This window comes from Escherichia sp. MOD1-EC5950 (assembly GCF_002965345.1).
In the GTDB taxonomy this organism is placed as follows: Bacteria; Pseudomonadota; Gammaproteobacteria; order Enterobacterales; family Enterobacteriaceae; genus Escherichia; species Escherichia marmotae.
Map to the genome: position 1 here is coordinate 158,023 of NZ_PTSR01000004.1, position 17,448 is coordinate 175,470.

18 protein-coding genes are annotated in these 17,448 nt (G+C 47.8%); 10 read left to right on the forward strand and 8 right to left on the reverse strand.

The window, feature by feature from the left end:
• Window positions 1-143 precede the first annotated feature (143 nt).
• Window positions 144-2,123: a phage head-binding domain-containing protein gene (locus BEA93_RS25630; RefSeq protein WP_236942048.1), complete on the forward strand. Its 1,980-nt coding sequence runs from the start codon at window positions 144-146 to the stop codon at window positions 2,121-2,123.
• 699 nt (window positions 2,124-2,822) lie between these two features.
• On the opposite strand, the gene pliG is transcribed toward BEA93_RS25630, so the two are convergent.
• Together pliG and BEA93_RS07695 are read right to left on the reverse strand one after the other, a co-directional pair.
• On the reverse strand, window positions 2,823-3,224 hold the full coding sequence (gene pliG / locus BEA93_RS07690) for a g-type lysoyme inhibitor PliG (RefSeq protein ID WP_105224422.1): 402 nt from the start codon (window positions 3,222-3,224) through the stop codon (window positions 2,823-2,825).
• 193 nt (window positions 3,225-3,417) lie between these two features.
• The gene (locus BEA93_RS07695) at window positions 3,418-3,822 is read right to left on the reverse strand and encodes a DUF1398 domain-containing protein (protein ID WP_016248821.1); all 405 of its coding nucleotides are present in this window, start codon (window positions 3,820-3,822) and stop codon (window positions 3,418-3,420) included.
• 327 nt (window positions 3,823-4,149) lie between these two features.
• On the opposite strand from BEA93_RS07695, the gene zinT reads away from it, so the two are divergent.
• Window positions 4,150-4,797, forward strand: a complete 648-nt coding sequence (zinT, locus tag BEA93_RS07700) for a metal-binding protein ZinT (protein ID WP_001516569.1) — start codon at window positions 4,150-4,152, stop codon at window positions 4,795-4,797.
• Between the two features lie 125 nt (window positions 4,798-4,922).
• Here the strand turns inward: zinT and yedF are convergent, their stop codons facing one another.
• Together yedF and yedE are read right to left on the reverse strand one after the other, a co-directional pair.
• Window positions 4,923-5,156 carry a sulfurtransferase-like selenium metabolism protein YedF gene (gene yedF, locus BEA93_RS07705; RefSeq protein WP_000790504.1) on the reverse strand — a complete coding sequence of 78 codons (234 nt, stop codon included), beginning with the start codon at window positions 5,154-5,156 and terminating at the stop codon, window positions 4,923-4,925.
• Window positions 5,153-6,358 (reverse strand): selenium metabolism membrane protein YedE/FdhT, encoded by a 1,206-nt coding sequence (gene yedE / locus BEA93_RS07710; protein WP_001516568.1) that lies wholly within the window; start codon window positions 6,356-6,358, stop codon window positions 5,153-5,155. Before yedE ends, yedF begins: the two co-directional genes overlap by 4 nt.
• A 186-nt stretch (window positions 6,359-6,544) precedes the next feature.
• Between yedE and yedD the strand changes: the two genes are divergently transcribed.
• Window positions 6,545-6,958, forward strand: a complete 414-nt coding sequence (gene yedD / locus BEA93_RS07720; RefSeq protein WP_001516567.1) for a lipoprotein YedD — start codon at window positions 6,545-6,547, stop codon at window positions 6,956-6,958.
• A gap of 33 nt (window positions 6,959-6,991) precedes the next feature.
• Here the strand turns inward: yedD and amyA are convergent, their stop codons facing one another.
• From amyA to fliD, 4 genes are all read right to left on the reverse strand, one after another.
• Window positions 6,992-8,479, reverse strand: coding sequence for an alpha-amylase (gene amyA, locus BEA93_RS07725; protein ID WP_016262078.1), 1,488 nt, complete (start codon window positions 8,477-8,479; stop codon window positions 6,992-6,994).
• Between the two features lie 77 nt (window positions 8,480-8,556).
• Window positions 8,557-8,922, reverse strand: a complete 366-nt coding sequence (gene fliT, locus BEA93_RS07730; protein WP_001015042.1) for a flagella biosynthesis regulatory protein FliT — start codon at window positions 8,920-8,922, stop codon at window positions 8,557-8,559.
• A complete protein-coding gene (gene fliS / locus BEA93_RS07735) occupies window positions 8,922-9,332 on the reverse strand; it encodes a flagellar export chaperone FliS (protein ID WP_000286599.1) in 411 nt (136 codons plus the stop codon). Before fliS ends, fliT begins: the two co-directional genes overlap by 1 nt.
• Window positions 9,333-9,346: 14 nt before the next feature.
• A complete protein-coding gene (gene fliD, locus BEA93_RS07740; protein WP_105224423.1) occupies window positions 9,347-10,762 on the reverse strand; it encodes a flagellar filament capping protein FliD in 1,416 nt (471 codons plus the stop codon).
• Window positions 10,763-11,007: 245 nt separating this feature from the next.
• On the opposite strand from fliD, the gene BEA93_RS07750 reads away from it, so the two are divergent.
• The 7 genes from BEA93_RS07750 to tcyN all read left to right on the forward strand — a co-directional run bounded on the left by BEA93_RS07750 (window position 11,008) and on the right by tcyN (window position 17,351).
• A complete protein-coding gene (locus BEA93_RS07750) occupies window positions 11,008-12,318 on the forward strand; it encodes a FliC/FljB family flagellin (protein WP_000079767.1) in 1,311 nt (436 codons plus the stop codon).
• 305 nt (window positions 12,319-12,623) lie between these two features.
• The gene (fliA, locus tag BEA93_RS07755; RefSeq protein ID WP_000839544.1) at window positions 12,624-13,343 is read left to right on the forward strand and encodes an RNA polymerase sigma factor FliA; all 720 of its coding nucleotides are present in this window, start codon (window positions 12,624-12,626) and stop codon (window positions 13,341-13,343) included.
• A 45-nt stretch (window positions 13,344-13,388) separates the two neighbouring features.
• Window positions 13,389-13,940 carry a flagella biosynthesis regulatory protein FliZ gene (gene fliZ / locus BEA93_RS07760; RefSeq protein WP_024191890.1) on the forward strand — a complete coding sequence of 184 codons (552 nt, stop codon included), beginning with the start codon at window positions 13,389-13,391 and terminating at the stop codon, window positions 13,938-13,940.
• Between the two features lie 87 nt (window positions 13,941-14,027).
• Complete coding sequence (gene tcyJ, locus BEA93_RS07765) at window positions 14,028-14,828, forward strand: cystine ABC transporter substrate-binding protein (RefSeq protein WP_000779811.1); 801 nt, start codon at window positions 14,028-14,030, stop codon at window positions 14,826-14,828.
• A gap of 104 nt (window positions 14,829-14,932) precedes the next feature.
• Window positions 14,933-15,919: a D-cysteine desulfhydrase gene (gene dcyD, locus BEA93_RS07770; RefSeq protein WP_105224424.1), complete on the forward strand. Its 987-nt coding sequence runs from the start codon at window positions 14,933-14,935 to the stop codon at window positions 15,917-15,919.
• A 14-nt stretch (window positions 15,920-15,933) separates the two neighbouring features.
• Complete coding sequence (tcyL, locus tag BEA93_RS07775; protein ID WP_001158227.1) at window positions 15,934-16,602, forward strand: cystine ABC transporter permease; 669 nt, start codon at window positions 15,934-15,936, stop codon at window positions 16,600-16,602.
• On the forward strand, window positions 16,599-17,351 hold the full coding sequence (gene tcyN / locus BEA93_RS07780) for an L-cystine ABC transporter ATP-binding protein TcyN (protein ID WP_001516561.1): 753 nt from the start codon (window positions 16,599-16,601) through the stop codon (window positions 17,349-17,351). The genes tcyL and tcyN overlap by 4 nt, the downstream gene beginning before the upstream one ends.
• Window positions 17,352-17,448 lie beyond the last annotated feature (97 nt).

Genomic DNA, 17,448 nt, shown 5'->3' on the forward strand with positions numbered 1-17,448 from the left:
TTTTTTTATGCCCAAAATTCACCGCAGCAACTAAGCGGCGATGGCCTTGATGGATAGCACTACGAAATTTTCGTAGTTCAAAAACCAAACAAATCCCAACCGTAGCCATGCTGCGGCGATTCCTTGTATCTGGAGCAAATTAAATGACAGACATTACAGCCAATGTGATTGTATCGATGCCTTCGCAACTCTTCACTATGGCACGTTCTTTTAAAGCCGTAGCCAATGGCAAAATTTATATCGGTAAAATTGACACTGACCCGGTAAACCCTGAAAACCAGATTCAGGTTTATGTGGAGAACGAAGACGGTTCTCACGTTCCTGTTTCGCAACCCATCATCATTAACGCTGCTGGATATCCGGTATATAACGGACAGATTGCCAAGTTCGTAACTGTGCAAGGACATTCTATGGCTGTGTACGATGCATATGGGGCGCAGCAGTTCTATTTCCCTAATGTGTTGAAGTACGACCCGGATCAGCTTCGCCAGCAGTTAGAAGATCCTGATGGTGTTATGAAATATCCACTTCTTCAGATATCAAGATGGCGTGATGAGGGGGATGTTCGTGCTTGGGGGGCAAGAGGAGATTATATAACTGATGACACGGAAGCAATAATTGCTGCTGATGAATGGTGTGCGCAAAATGGGAAAGCACTATATTTTCCTCACGGTCAATTTAGATGCTCAAATGGGATTGAGAAAAAAGCAGCGGAATGGAGGGGGGTATTCTCTCCTAAAATGGGTGCTTTCCCAAACTGGCAGGACGATAAGAGATTTCTGAGGCCGGGATACAAAAATAAAATTCCAGGGACAACATTAATATTCTCAGGTACTGGTATTGCGAAAGGAAGCACTGTAAGAAGTTCACCATACGATAGCTTTACTTATTGTGTAAAAGACGGAGCAGGTGACAGCTCACCACGCTCAATGACAAATATTGCTATCGTTATGGATATGGATGTCTTAAATGAAAGTGGGGAATTAACAGGCATTTCATCTGATAATCGTTCTAATTATGATGTTGGGCTGTTCTGCAACGATGTTACGAGGGGGAGGTACGAAAATATAACGGTGTGGGGGTATTTCCCAGTTGCAGGGGTTATTCATTATGGATCAGACCCTGATGGTACAAAGTTCATAAACGGATCTTCGTCTGGCAATGTTGGATTTATAGTTCTTGGAACAGGCAGCCACGGTCTAAGTGAAACCAGATGGGATAATTGGGATTTGTATGCAAACGACCATCACTCTCGGCAAACAGGACAATTTAATAGTACGGCATTAGTTATTGATGGCGGTGGGTTCTCTATTAATGGACATTATATTACAGGCGGTCGAATTCAGCAGTATGGTAATGATGCTATAAAATTATATAGCGCCAATAATGTTGTTTTTCAAAGTGTGGTGATGGAGCTTCCTGATTACACATCTGACCCTACAGCCAATACCTCAAGGTTCGTTGGTGATGACACCACTGGCGATGTTTATTTTATTGGGTGCAGATTTACAGACGATCCAGTTTATAAGGATGCCTCATGTATTGGGAACTCCGCTGGGGGGAGTGTGATATTGGTTGGTGGCCCATCTTGGCGTGGATTTGATGTCTGGCATAAGGGTAAAGGATTGCGTGCCAGGGCAGAAACACAGACAGATGGAACTACAGATAGCTCTATTCAGTTTGGCGATTCTGCTAATTCTACTGTTAGTGGTTTAAAAATATATCGTGATGATAGTGATGAAAATAAATTGAAGTTTAGATATGGAACTTCTGACGTAATGGTTCTTGATAAAGATGGCAATCTTAAGCCAGAAGTCAATCTAATAAAAAAACAAGTAAATGAAGCGACTACTTTACCAGTCATTTCCGGGGCAATAACTGTAACCCGCTCATTCCACCGTTTATCTGGAGGAAGGGTTGATTTAACCACGATTAATGGTGGTACGCAATGGCAAAGGTTGCTTCTTGGGATTGCAACTTCATCAGATATCGTTACCCTGAAAGACATGTCTGGTAATTTGCGTCTCAATGGTGATTGGGTCCCTAATAGTGGTCTTGATAGAATAGAACTTCAATTTGATGGAGTTTATTGGTGTGAGATTTCACGATCAATTAATTCATAAGTAATTTCAATCCAAATTGTGGCTACTTTACTGTCCAACTATATTGTTCTTATTAACATGCATTATGGTATCGTAAAACTCAGAAACACAAGGCTTTGAGCATGATTGCAAGGCTTTGTGCTCTTCGATGCTGAGTGGTGGGGCATATATGGGGCAAATCACACCGTTAGATCTACGGAGAACTACGATGCTTGATGTTTCAGTCAACTCTAACTGCCTGTTATCTGGTGTGCTCTTGGGCGATCTTTGTCATTTATGAAATATACATGGTCATATGATGTCCATGCAGGTGTAGGTTTTGTAACCTGTTGACTATGAGAGTGAAAAGAAGCGCGGCTGTCGGATTGGAGCCGCGGGACAAGGTCCAAAATTATCTAAGAGTTGTTGAATTTCCCAGCTTCTGTTGAAGCATATGCATCTTACTAATAACTAAAAAAGGTTTAAACTAAAAAATTAACCGTATTTTCAGGTAAGTCTTACCGACATATCCTCACCGCATTCAGACGGTTAAAGAAGCCGTATTTAGCGCGTAAACAGGGCGCTGGGGTGTCCCTTATGCCAGCAGATTCAATCGGGTGGGAAGACTCCGGGTCATATTTCATGTGGCAGGAACAGCGTCATAGACAGCCTCTGTCTGTTACTGACAGTTATCCTCAGGTACAGGAAAGCAATGACGGGGATAGCCCCGTCAATTTCTGTTTACTCAATCTGTATGTTGACGCTGTATTTTTTTACTTTGTTTTTACGAGCGTCATTACGGGTTTGAAGCACTCTTAGCTCATATTTACCGGAAGCGGGAAGGATGTACTGACCATTGTCATCAAGCTCGGGAGAATATCTGGAGAGATCAACAGAGTCGCTAATTCCTGGCCCAAAGAGGACAATATCAGCACCCTCATTGGAGATACTGATATGCACCTTCTGGCCTTTTTTGGCATAGAAGTTATATGTGTCGTAATCGTACCCCTTTATCTCTCCTGAGTACTGGGCGCTACTATGCCCCTTTCTGAACTCAACATTAATGTCCTTGCCAGCGGCAGAGGCCGTTGAGGTTAGCAGTGCAAAAAGAAAAATGGTTTTACCTATGCCATTGATTTTCATGTATTTTCTCCTCAGTCAGAGTAAAGCTGTTCGCTGTTATAATATAACAATTTTTGGCAGGCATTTTCCATGAACTTCCCGTCTGGGAGCTGCTATGGAGCGTGAGTGGTGTCAGAGAAGAGAAAATCAAGCCAGAGATAATCTGACAGATACCTGTACGGATAACTGTCAGATCTGAAATGAGCTAATACATCTAAATTAAGGGTTTATTGTTCTCAACATCTTCAATATATAAGAGTGTATTATCGATAGAATAGTAACGACGTTTATTATCGTTAACGTCAGTAACCCACCGGAAGACACCCGCATTCGCGAGCGTTATACAATATTCCCGAAAAGTAGATCTTCTGGCAATGTGAGTCCGGGCTGCTTTTATTACTTTCTCAGGGTTCTTAGTGGCACTGACTTTTAATAGATTTCTGCTTCCTCTTATTAACAATACCTTGTCATCGTGTGTAACGATCCTAATGTTATCTGTAGCAAGATAGTAAATGTAATGCGCAATATGATGACGTTTTAACTCTGTGTAAAACCAGGAAAAGTTTAGCTCCGTTCTCACTTGCTCAAACATCTTTTGGAAAATAGCAACCTGATCCATCAGGGGGAATAATCTCTTGTTGGTTGTGAGAGTTTGTAGTTTGCATGATTGGTGCTATTCCTTCAATCAGATCCGATGACTTAATGTTGTCTCTGTACTGCATTCATGATTTCCCGTTATTACTGGCAGCGCAGTAAGACAAAATCATTACAATAAAAGCTTTCAACGGCGCATTTTTTCAACGGTTGTAGTTGGTGATAAAGACGTACTAAATGTAGGGTTATGGTGCGTGTGTTTGGTTAGGTTTTGCTATTCGTTCTTCAGTGTTGTTTTTATTAAATGTTATGTTATAACATTATGTGATGTTAAAGCGGGAGGACAAACTGGATGATGATTGTTAATAAATTGGCTTTTGCTCTGGGGTTACTATTAGCAGGCAACTATGCACTTGCTCATGGGCATCATTCACATGGGGCACCACTGACAGAAATGGAACAAAAAGCAGCAGAGGGTATTTTTGATGATAATAACGTGAAGGATAGATCCCTCGCTGATTGGGAGGGTATTTGGCAATCGGTGTACCCCTTGCTTCAAAGTGGTGATCTTGATCCTGTCTTTAAAATGAAAGCAGAAAAAGAACCGGGTAAATCATTCGCAGATATTAAAGCCTACTATCAGAAGGGATACATAACAGATGTTGACACAATTGGCATCGAAAATGGTGTTATGGAGTTCCATCGAGGGGAGGAGATGACTTCCTGTAAATATAATTACAGTGGGTTTAAAATACTGACATATAAATCAGGGAAGAAAGGTGTGCGTTATCTGTTTGAGTGCCGGGAACCAGCCAGTAAAGCCCCTAAGTTTGTGCAGTTTAGTGATCATATTATTGCCCCTCGTAAATCATCCCATTTTCATATATTTATGGGGAATACGTCACAACAGCAGTTACTTGAAGAAATGGACAACTGGCCAACTTATTATCCTTATCAGTTACAGACGAAAGAAATTGTGGATGAGATGCTTCACCACTAATTCATTCCCGCATGGTCATCAAATATTGAGACTATTTTTCTGATATACCACGGACTTTCTGTACGTCCACAATGGAGAATTCGTAGCAAAGATACTCCCGCTGCCTGAAACAGCGGGAGAAAAGATTACTTCTGAATTAAATAACGAATGGTCGGCCCGTCTTGTTGGATATCCAGTACGGTATAGCCGTGGTTACGTGCGTCCAGTGGAATATTATTAATTGACTGCGGACAGTCGCTGACCACTTCGAGGATCTCGCCTTTTTTTAACTGCGGCATCGCCTCAAGGGTCGCGACCGCCGGATAAGGGCAGGGTTCGCCCACCATATCAAGACGGTAATCAGGAACGATATTTTTCATGCAATCTCCTTAGCAGTTTGCAGCGCCGCGCGGCGGAAGAAGCGTTTCTCCCAGCCGATAATCAACATCAGGGCAGCGAACAACAGTAAATATGTCACCAGCAGGCCGCCCATTGGGCCAAAGGTTTTCAGCAGGTTGATTTTGTCCCAGTCGGTGGCCAGTGCCGGGGCGAAGTCATCCCAGTAATAAGCCAGAATCGTTGAGCCGATAACATTACCCAGCCCAACCCACCAGTAGTGCACCTGGCCTTCCACTGCACGGTACATCCAGCCAGTTTCGCAGCCGCCCGCCAGCACAATACCAAAGCCAAACAGTAACCCGCCAATGACGGCGTTCGGGCCAGCCCACATGATTTTCGGTTCTACACCTAACTGTACGTAACTGAAAATACCGATGGCACTTACCGCCATACCGATAATGATCGCTTTCGCCATATGGGTACGCCCGGTGATCCACATATCGCGGAACGCCGAAGTAAAGCAGATTTGCGCGCGTTCAATCAGTAAGCCAAAGCCGACGCCAAACAGCATTGCCAGCCCCAGCTTCGGTTGATTCATCGCCGTTAACAGCGCCCAGCCCAACATGCCAAAAAAGACCAGCATCCCGAGGCGGAAACGACGCCGTGCCTGATCTGGTTTTTGTGTTAGCGGTGAGGCGGCAGAGACTTTTTGCATTTTTACCGGGATACGGAAGACTGGCAGCAGAGTAAAGCGTGCACCAAACCATGAGCCAATGGCGGTGGCGATGGCAAAGAACCAGGCGTGCAGTGAGAACTGCGGAATGCCAGTGAAAAATGCAGCCAGGTTACAGCCCATCGCCAGACGCGCGCCGAAACCAGCGATAATCCCGCCAATAATAGCCTGCATAATGCGGATACGGCTGCGCGGCATACGTAATTTAACGTTGTTGGCCCACAGAGCCGCGGCAAAACAGCCGCCAAACATACCAAGAATCATCATCCCGTCAATGCGGGTTAATGGCGATCCTTCCAGATGGATAATTTTAAAATAGCCCCACTCTTCGGCATGGACGCCAAACAGTTGCAGGAGCTGACCACCCCAACGGGTAAATTCGCCGGTAACAGCCCAAAAGGTGCCGGTGATGCCAAAATAATAAGTGGAGAGAATACCCGCCGCGATGACCGCAGGGATGGGGGCCCAGAATTTAATCAACCAGGCTTGTTTGAATTGCTGCCATGACATGTATATAGCCTCTGAACTCAGAAGGTTTGAAACAAGAGCCGCGAATAATACACCAGACAAATTCTTTTTCGTGGTAATAATTCACAAAAATAATGGTTAGATCAAATTTCTCTTTGGGCCTGGAAAGGCTGGCAGCATCAAGGCATTAATGCCACAATCTTCTTTTCTTCTCATGCAGGATGAATGATGAAAAAACTCGCAATTGCAGGCGCACTTATGCTGCTGGCTGGCTGTGCCGAAGTTGAAAATTATAACAATGTTGTGAAAACGCCCGCGCCAGACTGGCTGGCGGGCTACTGGCAGACTAAAGGGCCGCAACGTGCTCTGGTCAGCCCGGAAGCGATAGGTAGCCTGATTGTCACTAAAGAGGGTGATACGCTGGATTGCCGTCAGTGGCAGCGGGTGATTGCTTTACCGGGTAAGTTGACGCTGATATCTGATGATCTCACTAACGTTACTGTCAAACGTGAACTGTACGAGATTGAGCGTGACGGTAACACTATTGAATACGATGGCATGACGATGGAACGCGTGGATCGACCAACGGCTGAATGTGCTGCTGTGCTGGAAAAAGCGCCGTTGCCGACGCCACTACCGTAATGAAATATCCCCGGTTTGCCGCCGGGGATGTGTTTAAATCACCTCTTCGATAACCCACACACTGACGCTACCGCCGTTGCAAAAAAAGGTCGCTTCGCCATTTTCATCGGTCACCACGCTCTCTTGCCGATTGCCCAGAAAATCACGCCAGGTTTTATTGCCGTAATTCTCTCCCAGATGAATGGTTTTTTCGCCATCGTCACCGTTTGACATCACCACCACGCAGCCTGGATATTCGTCGGTGCCGCTGCGACTAAAGGCAATACAGTTCGGATGATCGAAAAATAACGTCTGTACACCGTGGGCGAAGCGCTGGCGGGCGAGGATTAACTCATCGAGCTGTTCGATTATTGGCATATCTATCGGATAGGTTTGCCCGTCACCGCCGACATCTTCGTAATGAGCACCGTACAGATCAGGGTAGAACACTGAAGGGACGCCATTTTCCCGCAGCAAAATAAGGGCATACGCCAGCGGTTTAAACCACGGTTCTACCGGAGCTTCAAGGGCTTGCAACGGTTGGGTATCGTGGTTGGCGACCAGTGTAACGGCATGGAAAGGATCGGCTTCCACCAGCGTATCGGTGAATATCTGCGTCATATCGTAGTTGCGCCCCATTCGGGATGCTTCATGGAATTTCATTTGCAGCGGCGCATCAAATAGCATGGTTTTGCCTTCTACCTGGGCAATATATGTTTGCAGCTTATCTACTTCACGCGACCAGTATTCCGCCACAATAAATAGCGGTTTTGGCGCGACTTCCTGCACGTGTTCGATCCACTCTTTATAAAACCAGGCTGGAATATGTTTTACTGCGTCGAGACGAAAACCGTCGCACTGCGTTTGCTCCATCACCCAGCGTGCCCAGTATTTAAGCTCTTCCGTGACGGCATGGTTGCGAAAATCGATATTTTCGCCCATCAGATAGTCGAAATTACCTAACTCATCATCAACCTGGTCATTCCAGCCTTCGCCGGTGTAGTCGTTGACGATTTTAAAAATGCCATCTTCGTTTGGATTTTCGATATGGTCGATGCCGCTAAAACATTTGAAGTCCCAGATGAACTGCGAGTATTGACCGGCACGAGCCGGGAAGGTGTAACGGGTCCAGCCTTCGCACTCAATGATTTCATCATCAATTTGCGTGCGATCATCTGCATTGACGCGCTGTACGCGAATGGCTTCTTTTTCGTCAGCCCCCATTTTGTGGTTGACGACCACGTCCAGCAGTACGGCAATGTCATTGCGTTTGAGTGCGTCAATGGCCGCCAGCAACTGTGCTTTATCGCCATATTTGGTGGGGATGCTGCCTTTCTGATCAAACTCGCCTAAATCAAATAAATCATAGGAGTCGTAGCCAACAGAATACCCGCCCGATGCGCCTTTATAGGCGGGCGGCAGCCAGATCATATTGATACCAATATCATTTAAACCGTCGGCGCGCTCGGCCAGTTCAGGCCAGAGCTTGCCGCCTTCCGGGTAATACCAATGAAAACATTGCAACAGCGTGGGGTTACGCATTCTTCGACTCCGCTCAAGGGGAACATTAGAAGCGTAGCCGTAATCGGATTATTCGCGAGCAATCAGCTCTTTAAGCTTCAAAAGAGATTTTCCTGCGGCGCCAGCACGTAGCCACCCTGATCGCCGTAGGTGCTTAACACCGATTTTTGCATTGATGACTGACCGACCAGTTTCGCCAGTTCATCCATCCGAATCTGCAATAACTGTTTTACTTTGTTTTCGTTTTCCAGAACGAGGCGCAGCATAGGTCTGAGTTGCTCCTGGATCATGGCAGAGGGTTCCATTTCTTCCGTTAAGTGTGCAATTTTTTGCACCGCATTGACATATTCCATTTCGCTGGCGATGAGTTCATCCCACCGTCCTTCTGTCGCCAGGCGTAACATGAGCTGGCTTTTTTCGACGAGTTGTTGCCAGGCAAAATACAAGTGCGGTGCATGGTTCATCAGACAGGGTCCTGAATCAATGAAGGGGAGAGTAGAGACTCTTTCCAGGCATCGGCAAGATTGCGCATTAAAGTTTCCACTTCTGCGACTGCGGAGACATCGTTGCGTAAATTAGCTTGCAGCAAACGCCTGATCATATAGCTATAGAGTGCAATCAAATTCTGGGTTAATTCGTCCTGACTTTCTTCGTCAAGACTGAGTCTCAGCCCGTTCTCAATAATGTTGATCGCTTTTGACAAAGAGACGCCTTTGCCTTCCTGATTGTTGTCCTGCATAAACAAGCGCGCTCTTACCAGCGCACTTAACACGCCGTCAAATAGCATGGTGACCAGTTGCTGTTGGCTGGCACTCATTACGGCGCTTTCGACGCCAATTTGTGCGTAGGCCTGGGTGCCTTTTGCGCTGTACATTGTCTCTCCTGAGATTATTTCGAACTGCTATTTGAGGTGTCGAACTGTTGTGTCAGATAGCTGCTGGTGGAGTTCAGCGAGTTCATTAACACATCTAATTGGGTGAACTGGGCTTTATAGCGCGCCATTAATGTATCGATGCGTTCGCTGGCGGCATTGTATTGATCGGTCAAATTGTTCAGCGTTTTGCTGACGCCATCTTTTGCGGCCTGGATTATCCCGGTGGAGGAGAGCCAACTGGTCAGGTTGCTGCTAATGCTGGTGGTTACGCCTGTACTTTTACCGTCACCAATAAACATTTCACCGACGCCAGCAGCATCTTTTTTCAGCGCTGTTTGCAGTTTGTCGGTCGCTATTTCCAGCTTTCCGGTACTGGCATCGCTGGTAATGCCAATTTGTGCCAGCGTTTTATAGTTTGAACTGCTGTGGGTATTGGCGAGCAAGGTTTTAAGCTGAGTCTGGATGGTACGCAGTGTGGAGTCACCGAGTAATGCACCATTGCTGGAATCCTGGTTTTCAGCACCGGCATCGACGGCTGTGTATTTCGTTAAGTTGCTGAAGGTATCCTGTAATGCGTTATAGGCATCCACCCACGCTTTAACCGCATTTTCAGCTTTGGATGTATCTTTACTGATGGTCAGTGTCTGATTACCGGTGGTGACGTCATTCAGGTTGAGGGTGATATCTTCCAGCGCGTCACTGATAGTATTGCTGCTGTTTTCAATCTCAACGTTATTGACCGTCAGTTTGGCGTTCTGCGCGGTGACGCTTTCAACCATGCCATTGCTGCTATCACCCGAAGTTCCGTTGTAACCCATAAAACTTTGCAGGGTGCTGTCACCGCTGACGCTGAGCTTCATGGCGTTGTCGCTACCGGTATCATTGGCGGTGATGGACAAACGATACTCGCCGTTACCCACATTGATGATACTGGCGCTGACACCAGCTTTGGCGTTGTTAATGGCATCGCGAATGCCGGAGAGCGACGAATCAGCCGCACGGATATCAATCGTGACCGGCTCTTTACCGCCGCCTTGCTGGATGGTCAGTACGCTATCGCTGGTGGCGATGGCGGCTTTACTGTCTTTTTGACTATTTTGGGTGGTCAGCGTCTGCGCCTGCGCCAGTTGGCTGACGCTAATGGTGTATTTCCCGGCAATTGCGCTGCCCGTGGTCGTGGCGCTGAAAGCTGATGAACTGCTGGTGGTTGAGGTGGCGGTAAATAAATCGGCTTTATTCAGTGCTGTATTGGCCGTCTGGAAACTCTCCAGCGCGCTTTTCAGCGTCCCGTAAGCGCTCAGTTTCGCGGTGTAAGAACTTTGCTGTTTCGATATCGGCGTCAGGGTAGATTTTTCTGCCGCCTCCAGACTGTCGAGGATGCTGCTTAAGTCCAGCCCCGACCCAACCCCAAGCGTTGAAATACTCGCCATATAGATTCCTTAATCATGCGACATGTAGAACGAATACCGGGGTTATCGGCGTAAGTGGGGCAAAGTTTACGATTTATTTTTGGGCTTAATGACACGAACAGCAACGAGGAAGGGGAGTATTTCGACCGCTAGAAAAAAATTCTAAAGGTTGTGAGTGACCAGACGATAACAGGGTTGACGGCGACGAAGCCGAAGGGTGGAAGCCCAATACTTAAACCGTAGACTTGAAAACAGGAAAATGAATTATGGCACAAGTCATTAATACCAACAGCCTCTCGCTGATCACTCAAAACAACATCAACAAAAACCAGTCTGCGCTGTCGACTTCTATCGAACGCCTCTCTTCTGGCCTGCGTATTAACAGTGCGAAAGATGACGCTGCCGGTCAGGCGATTGCTAACCGTTTCACCTCTAACATTAAAGGCCTGACTCAGGCTGCGCGTAACGCCAACGACGGTATTTCTCTGGCGCAGACCACAGAAGGTGCGTTGTCTGAAATCAACAACAACTTGCAACGTGTGCGTGAGTTGACCGTTCAGGCGACGACCGGTACTAACTCTGATTCTGACCTGTCATCTATTCAGGACGAAATCAAATCCCGTCTGGATGAGATTGACCGTGTTTCCGGTCAGACCCAGTTCAACGGCGTGAATGTACTGGCAAAAGACGGTTCGATGAAGATTCAGGTTGGCGCGAATGATGGCCAGACTATTAGCATTGATTTACAGAAAATTGACTCTTCTACATTAGGGTTGAATGGTTTCTCCGTTTCTGCTCAATCACTTAACGTTGGTGATTCAATTACTCAAATTACAGGAGCCGCTGGGACAAAACCTGTTGGTGTTGATTTCACTGCTGTTGCGAAAGATCTGACTACTGCGACAGGTAAAACTGTCGATGTTTCCAGCCTGACGTTACACAACACCCTGGATGCGAAAGGGGCTGCCACCGCACAGTTCGTCGTTCAATCCGGTAGTGATTTCTACTCCGCGTCCATTGACCATGCAAGTGGTGAAGTGACGTTGAATAAAGCCGATGTCGAATACAAAGACACCGATAATGGACTAACGACCGCAGCTACTCAGAAAGATCAGCTGATTAAAGTTGCCGCTGACTCTGACGGCGCGGCAGCGGGATATGTAACATTCCAGGGTAAAAACTACGCTACAACGGCTCCAGCGGCGCTTAATGATGACACTACGGCAACAGCCACAGCGAACAAAGTTGTTGTTGAATTATCTACAGCAACTCCGACTGCGCAGTTCTCAGGGGCTTCTTCTGCTGATCCACTGGCACTTTTAGACAAAGCCATTGCACAGGTTGATACTTTCCGCTCCTCCCTCGGTGCCGTTCAAAACCGTCTGGACTCTGCGGTAACCAACCTGAACAACACCACCACCAACCTGTCTGAAGCGCAGTCCCGTATTCAGGACGCCGACTATGCGACCGAAGTGTCTAACATGTCGAAAGCGCAGATCATCCAGCAGGCGGGTAACTCTGTGCTGTCTAAAGCTAACCAGGTGCCGCAGCAAGTTCTGTCTCTGCTGCAGGGCTAATCGTCGTAATATAATGACAACAAACGCCAAATTGCCTGATGCGCTACGCTTATCATGCCTACAAGGTGAATCGCAATTAATTAAATTTGCATATTCGCGTAGGTCGGATAAGGCGTTTACGCCGCATCCGGCAAGATGAGGCGGACTTTGTCAGCTATCTTAACCCCGCTCCAGCGGGGTTATTCTGCTCACTATTTACCGATTACCCCAAATAACCCCTTATTTCACCCATTAATCGTCCGATTAAAAAACCTGCAGAAACGGATAATTATGCCGATTATTTATATAACGCAGGGCTGTTTATCGTGAAATCACTCTATACCGCTGAAGGTGTAATGGATAAACATTCGCTGTGGCAGCGTTATATCCCGCTGGTGCGTCACGAAGCATTGCGCCTGCAGGTTCGACTGCCCGCGAGTGTAGAACTTGACGATCTGCTACAGGCAGGCGGCATTGGATTACTTAATGCTGTTGAACGTTATGATGCCCTGCAAGGAACGGCATTTACAACTTACGCAGTGCAGCGTATCCGTGGTGCTATGCTGGATGAACTTCGCAGCCGTGACTGGGTGCCGCGCAGCGTGCGACGCAATGCACGTGAAGTGGCGCAGGCAATAGGGCAACTGGAGCAGGAACTTGGCCGCAACGCCACAGAAACGGAAGTGGCAGAACGTTTAGGGATTGAAATCGCTGATTACCGGCAAATGTTGCTTGATACTAATAACAGCCAACTTTTCTCTTATGATGAGTGGCGCGAAGAGCACGGTGATAGCATCGAACTGGTTACTGACGATCATCAGCGGGATAACCCGTTACAGCAGTTACTGGACAGTAATTTGCGCCAGCGGGTAATGGAAGCCATCGAAATGTTGCCGGAGCGTGAACAGTTGGTATTAACGCTCTATTACCAGGAAGAGCTTAATCTCAAAGAGATTGGCGCGGTGCTTGAGGTCGGTGAATCGCGGGTTAGTCAGTTACACAGCCAGGCTATTAAACGGTTACGCACCAAACTGGGTAAGTTATAACTCAGGTAAATGCCGCACATTAATTTTGAATACCAGGAGTTCTTAATAATGATGCAGCACCAGAAAAGGCGACCATTAAGCCGCTATCTTAAAGATTTTAAACACAGCCAGACTCATTGCGCATATTGCCGTAAATTACTCGATCGCATTACCCTGGTTCACGATGGCAAAATAGTCAATAAAATCGAGATTTCCCGTCTTGATACGCTGCTTGATGAAAATGGCTGGTATGAGGAACAAAAATCATGGGCAGCGTTATGCCGTTTCTGCGGTGATTTACACTGCAAAACCCAGAGTGATTTTTTTGATATTATCGGCTTTAAGCAGTTTCTTTTTGACCATACTGAAATGAGCCCCGGTACAGTGCGCGAATATGTGGTTCGTCTACGTCGTTTGGGTAATTATTTAAGCGAACACGATATTTCCTCTGACCTGTTGCAGGATGGTTTTCTTGATGAAAACCTCGCACCCTGGCTGCCCACCACCAGCACCAATAATTATCGCATCGCATTACGTAAGTACCAGTGTTACCAGATGCAAACCCGCGGCGACCTTGCGCAGAAATCCCCCAGTCTGTCAGCTTCTGATATATATTAAATAAGAATAAGATGTAGCAGAGTTGTTTTTGTGTCTACGAACAATGGCTCTACACTGCAAACCAACATAACAACATTCGGGGTGAATATGAAATTAGTACATCTGGGGCGTCAGGCGTTGATGGGTGTTATGGCCGTGGCGCTGGTTGCGGGTATGAGCGTGAAAAGTTTTGCCAACGAAGGCCTGCTCAATAAAGTAAAAGAGCGTGGCACGTTGCTGGTGGGACTGGAAGGGACTTACCCGCCGTTTAGCTTTCAGGGCGATGACGGTAAATTGACCGGTTTTGAAGTGGAGTTTGCTCAACAACTGGCAAAACATCTGGGCGTTGAAGCCGCATTAAAACCGACCAAGTGGGATGGTATGCTGGCGTCCCTGGATTCTAAGCGCATCGATGTGGTGATTAATCAGGTTACCATCTCAGATGAACGTAAGAAAAAATACGATTTCTCTACCCCTTACACCATTTCCGGTATTCAGGCGCTGGTGAAAAAAGGTAATGAAGGCACAATAAAAACCGCAGACGACCTGAAAGGTAAAAAAGTTGGCGTTGGTTTAGGCACCAACTATGAAGAGTGGCTGCGTCAGAATGTTCAGGGTGTTGATGTGCGCACCTATGATGATGACCCGACCAAATATCAGGATCTGCGCGTAGGTCGTATTGATGCCATCCTGGTTGACCGTCTGGCGGCGCTGGATTTGGTGAAGAAAACCAATGATACGCTGGCAGTAACCGGCGAAGCCTTTTCCCGCCAGGAGTCAGGTGTCGCGCTGCGTAAAGGTAACGAAGACTTGCTGAAAGCAGTCAACGATGCCATCGCAGAAATGCAAAAAGATGGAACCTTGCAAGCCCTTTCGGAAAAATGGTTTGGTGCTGATGTGACCAGGTAATCAGCATAATGACAAAAAAGGGCGCTTTAATCGGCGCCTTTTTTATTTAAGCGTTTTCAGCGTGCATAATAACAATATCACAACAACAGACATCGGAGGCTTTTATGCCACTGCATAATTTAACCCGTTTCCCTCGACTGGAGTTTATCGGCGCACCGACACCGCTCGAATATCTGCCACGTTTTTCTGATTATCTCGGTCGGGACATTTTCATCAAACGGGATGACGTCACCCCGTTGGCAATGGGCGGAAATAAGTTACGCAAACTGGAATTTCTCGCAGCAGACGCCTTGCGCGAAGGTGCTGACACACTGATTACAGCCGGAGCGATTCAGTCTAACCATGTGCGCCAGACTGCCGCAGTGGCCGCAAAACTTGGTCTGCATTGCGTGGCGCTGCTGGAAAATCCCATTGGCACTACTGCAGAAAACTATTTAACCAACGGCAACCGCTTGTTGTTAGATCTCTTCAATACCCAGATTGAAATGTGCGACGCGCTGACCGATCCCAATGCCCAACTGGAAGAGCTGGCGACTCGCGTCGAAGCACAAGGCTTTCGCCCATACGTCATTCCGGTTGGCGGTTCCAATGCTTTAGGCGCGTTGGGCTATGTGGAGAGCGCGCTGGAAATCGCGCAACAGTGTGAAGGGGCGGTTAATATTTCTTCGGTGGTGGTGGCGTCGGGCAGTGCCGGAACGCATGCCGGGCTTGCAGTAGGGCTGGAACAACTGATGCCAGAAAGCGAACTGATTGGCGTGACCGTGTCACGTTCCGTTGCTGACCAGTTGCCAAAAGTGGTTAGCCTGCAACAGGCAATCGCGAAAGAGCTGGAACTGACCGCGTCAGCAGAAATTTTACTCTGGGATGACTACTTTGCCCCTGGCTACGGCGTGCCAAATGACGAAGGCATGGAAGCGGTGAAACTGCTGGCGCGGTTGGAAGGCATTCTGCTTGATCCTGTGTATACCGGAAAAGCGATGGCGGGGCTGATTGATGGCATCAGTCAGAAACGCTTCAAAGACGAAGGGCCGATTCTGTTTATTCATACTGGCGGCGCGCCTGCGCTGTTCGCCTATCATCCTCACGTCTAGCTCCGGAAACGCTCATGCAAGAAAGTATACAACTGGTTATTGATTCTTTGCCGTTCCTGCTAAAAGGGGCTGGGTATACGCTGCAACTCAGCATCGGCGGTATGTTTTTCGGTTTGCTGTTGGGGTTTATTCTCGCGCTGATGCGCCTGTCACCCATATGGCCCGTACGCTGGCTGGCGCGTTTTTACATCTCCATTTTTCGCGGTACGCCGCTCATTGCACAACTGTTTATGATCTACTACGGTCTGCCGCAGTTTGGCATTGAATTAGATCCGGTTCCGTCAGCGATGATTGGACTGTCACTGAACACTGCCGCCTATGCTGCCGAAACGCTGCGGGCAGCGATTTCGTCTATTGATAAAGGTCAGTGGGAGGCGGCTGCCAGTATTGGCATGACGCCGTGGCAAACTATGCGTCGCGCAATTTTGCCGCAGGCGGCGCGGGTGGCACTGCCGCCGCTGTCGAACAGCTTTATCAGCCTGGTGAAAGATACCTCACTAGCCGCGACGATTCAGGTGCCGGAACTGTTTCGTCAGGCGCAGTTGATAACCTCGCGTACTCTGGAAGTGTTCACCATGTATCTGGCGGCTTCGCTCATCTACTGGATTATGGCGACAGTGTTATCGACGCTGCAGAACCATTTTGAGAATCAACTAAATCGCCAGGAGAGAGAGCCAAAATGAGTGCCATTGAAGTTAAAAACCTGGTGAAAAAATTCCACGGTCAGACGGTGCTGCACGGTATCGATCTGGAGGTCAACACCGGCGAAGTGGTGGCAATTATCGGCCCGAGTGGTTCCGGCAAAACCACGTTGCTACGCAGCATAAATTTGCTGGAACAGCCAGAGGCGGGGACCATCACCGTTGGCGATATTACTATTGATACCGCACGTTCGTTAAGTCAGCAAAAATCGCTGATTCGCCAGTTGCGCCAGCACGTCGGGTTTGTGTTCCAGAACTTTAATCTGTTCCCGCATCGTACGGTGCTGGAAAACATTATTGAAGGGCCTGTGATCGTTAAAGGCGAACCGAAAGAAGAGGCCACGACACGCGCCCGCGAACTGCTGGCGAAGGTCGGGCTGACGGGGAAAGAGACCAGCTATCCGCGTCGTTTGTCCGGCGGTCAACAGCAACGTGTGGCGATTGCGCGTGCGCTGGCGATGCGCCCGGAAGTCATTCTGTTTGACGAACCTACCTCGGCGCTGGATCCGGAGCTGGTGGGCGAAGTCCTGAATACCATCCGCCAACTGGCACAGGAAAAGCGCACGATGGTCATTGTGACGCACGAAATGAGCTTTGCTCGTGACGTTGCTGACCGCGCGATCTTTATGGACCAGGGGCGGATAGTCGAGCAGGGGCCAGCAAAAGCGTTATTTGCTGATCCGCAGCAGCCCCGTACCCGCCAGTTCCTTGAGAAGTTTCTGTTGCAATAATAAGAAAAAATCAGCCCCGTCGGCTTTCCAGACGGGGCGAGAACGCGCTCTCAATCTGGTGAATTGCTTAACAAATCAGCATAACTTATTAATAACA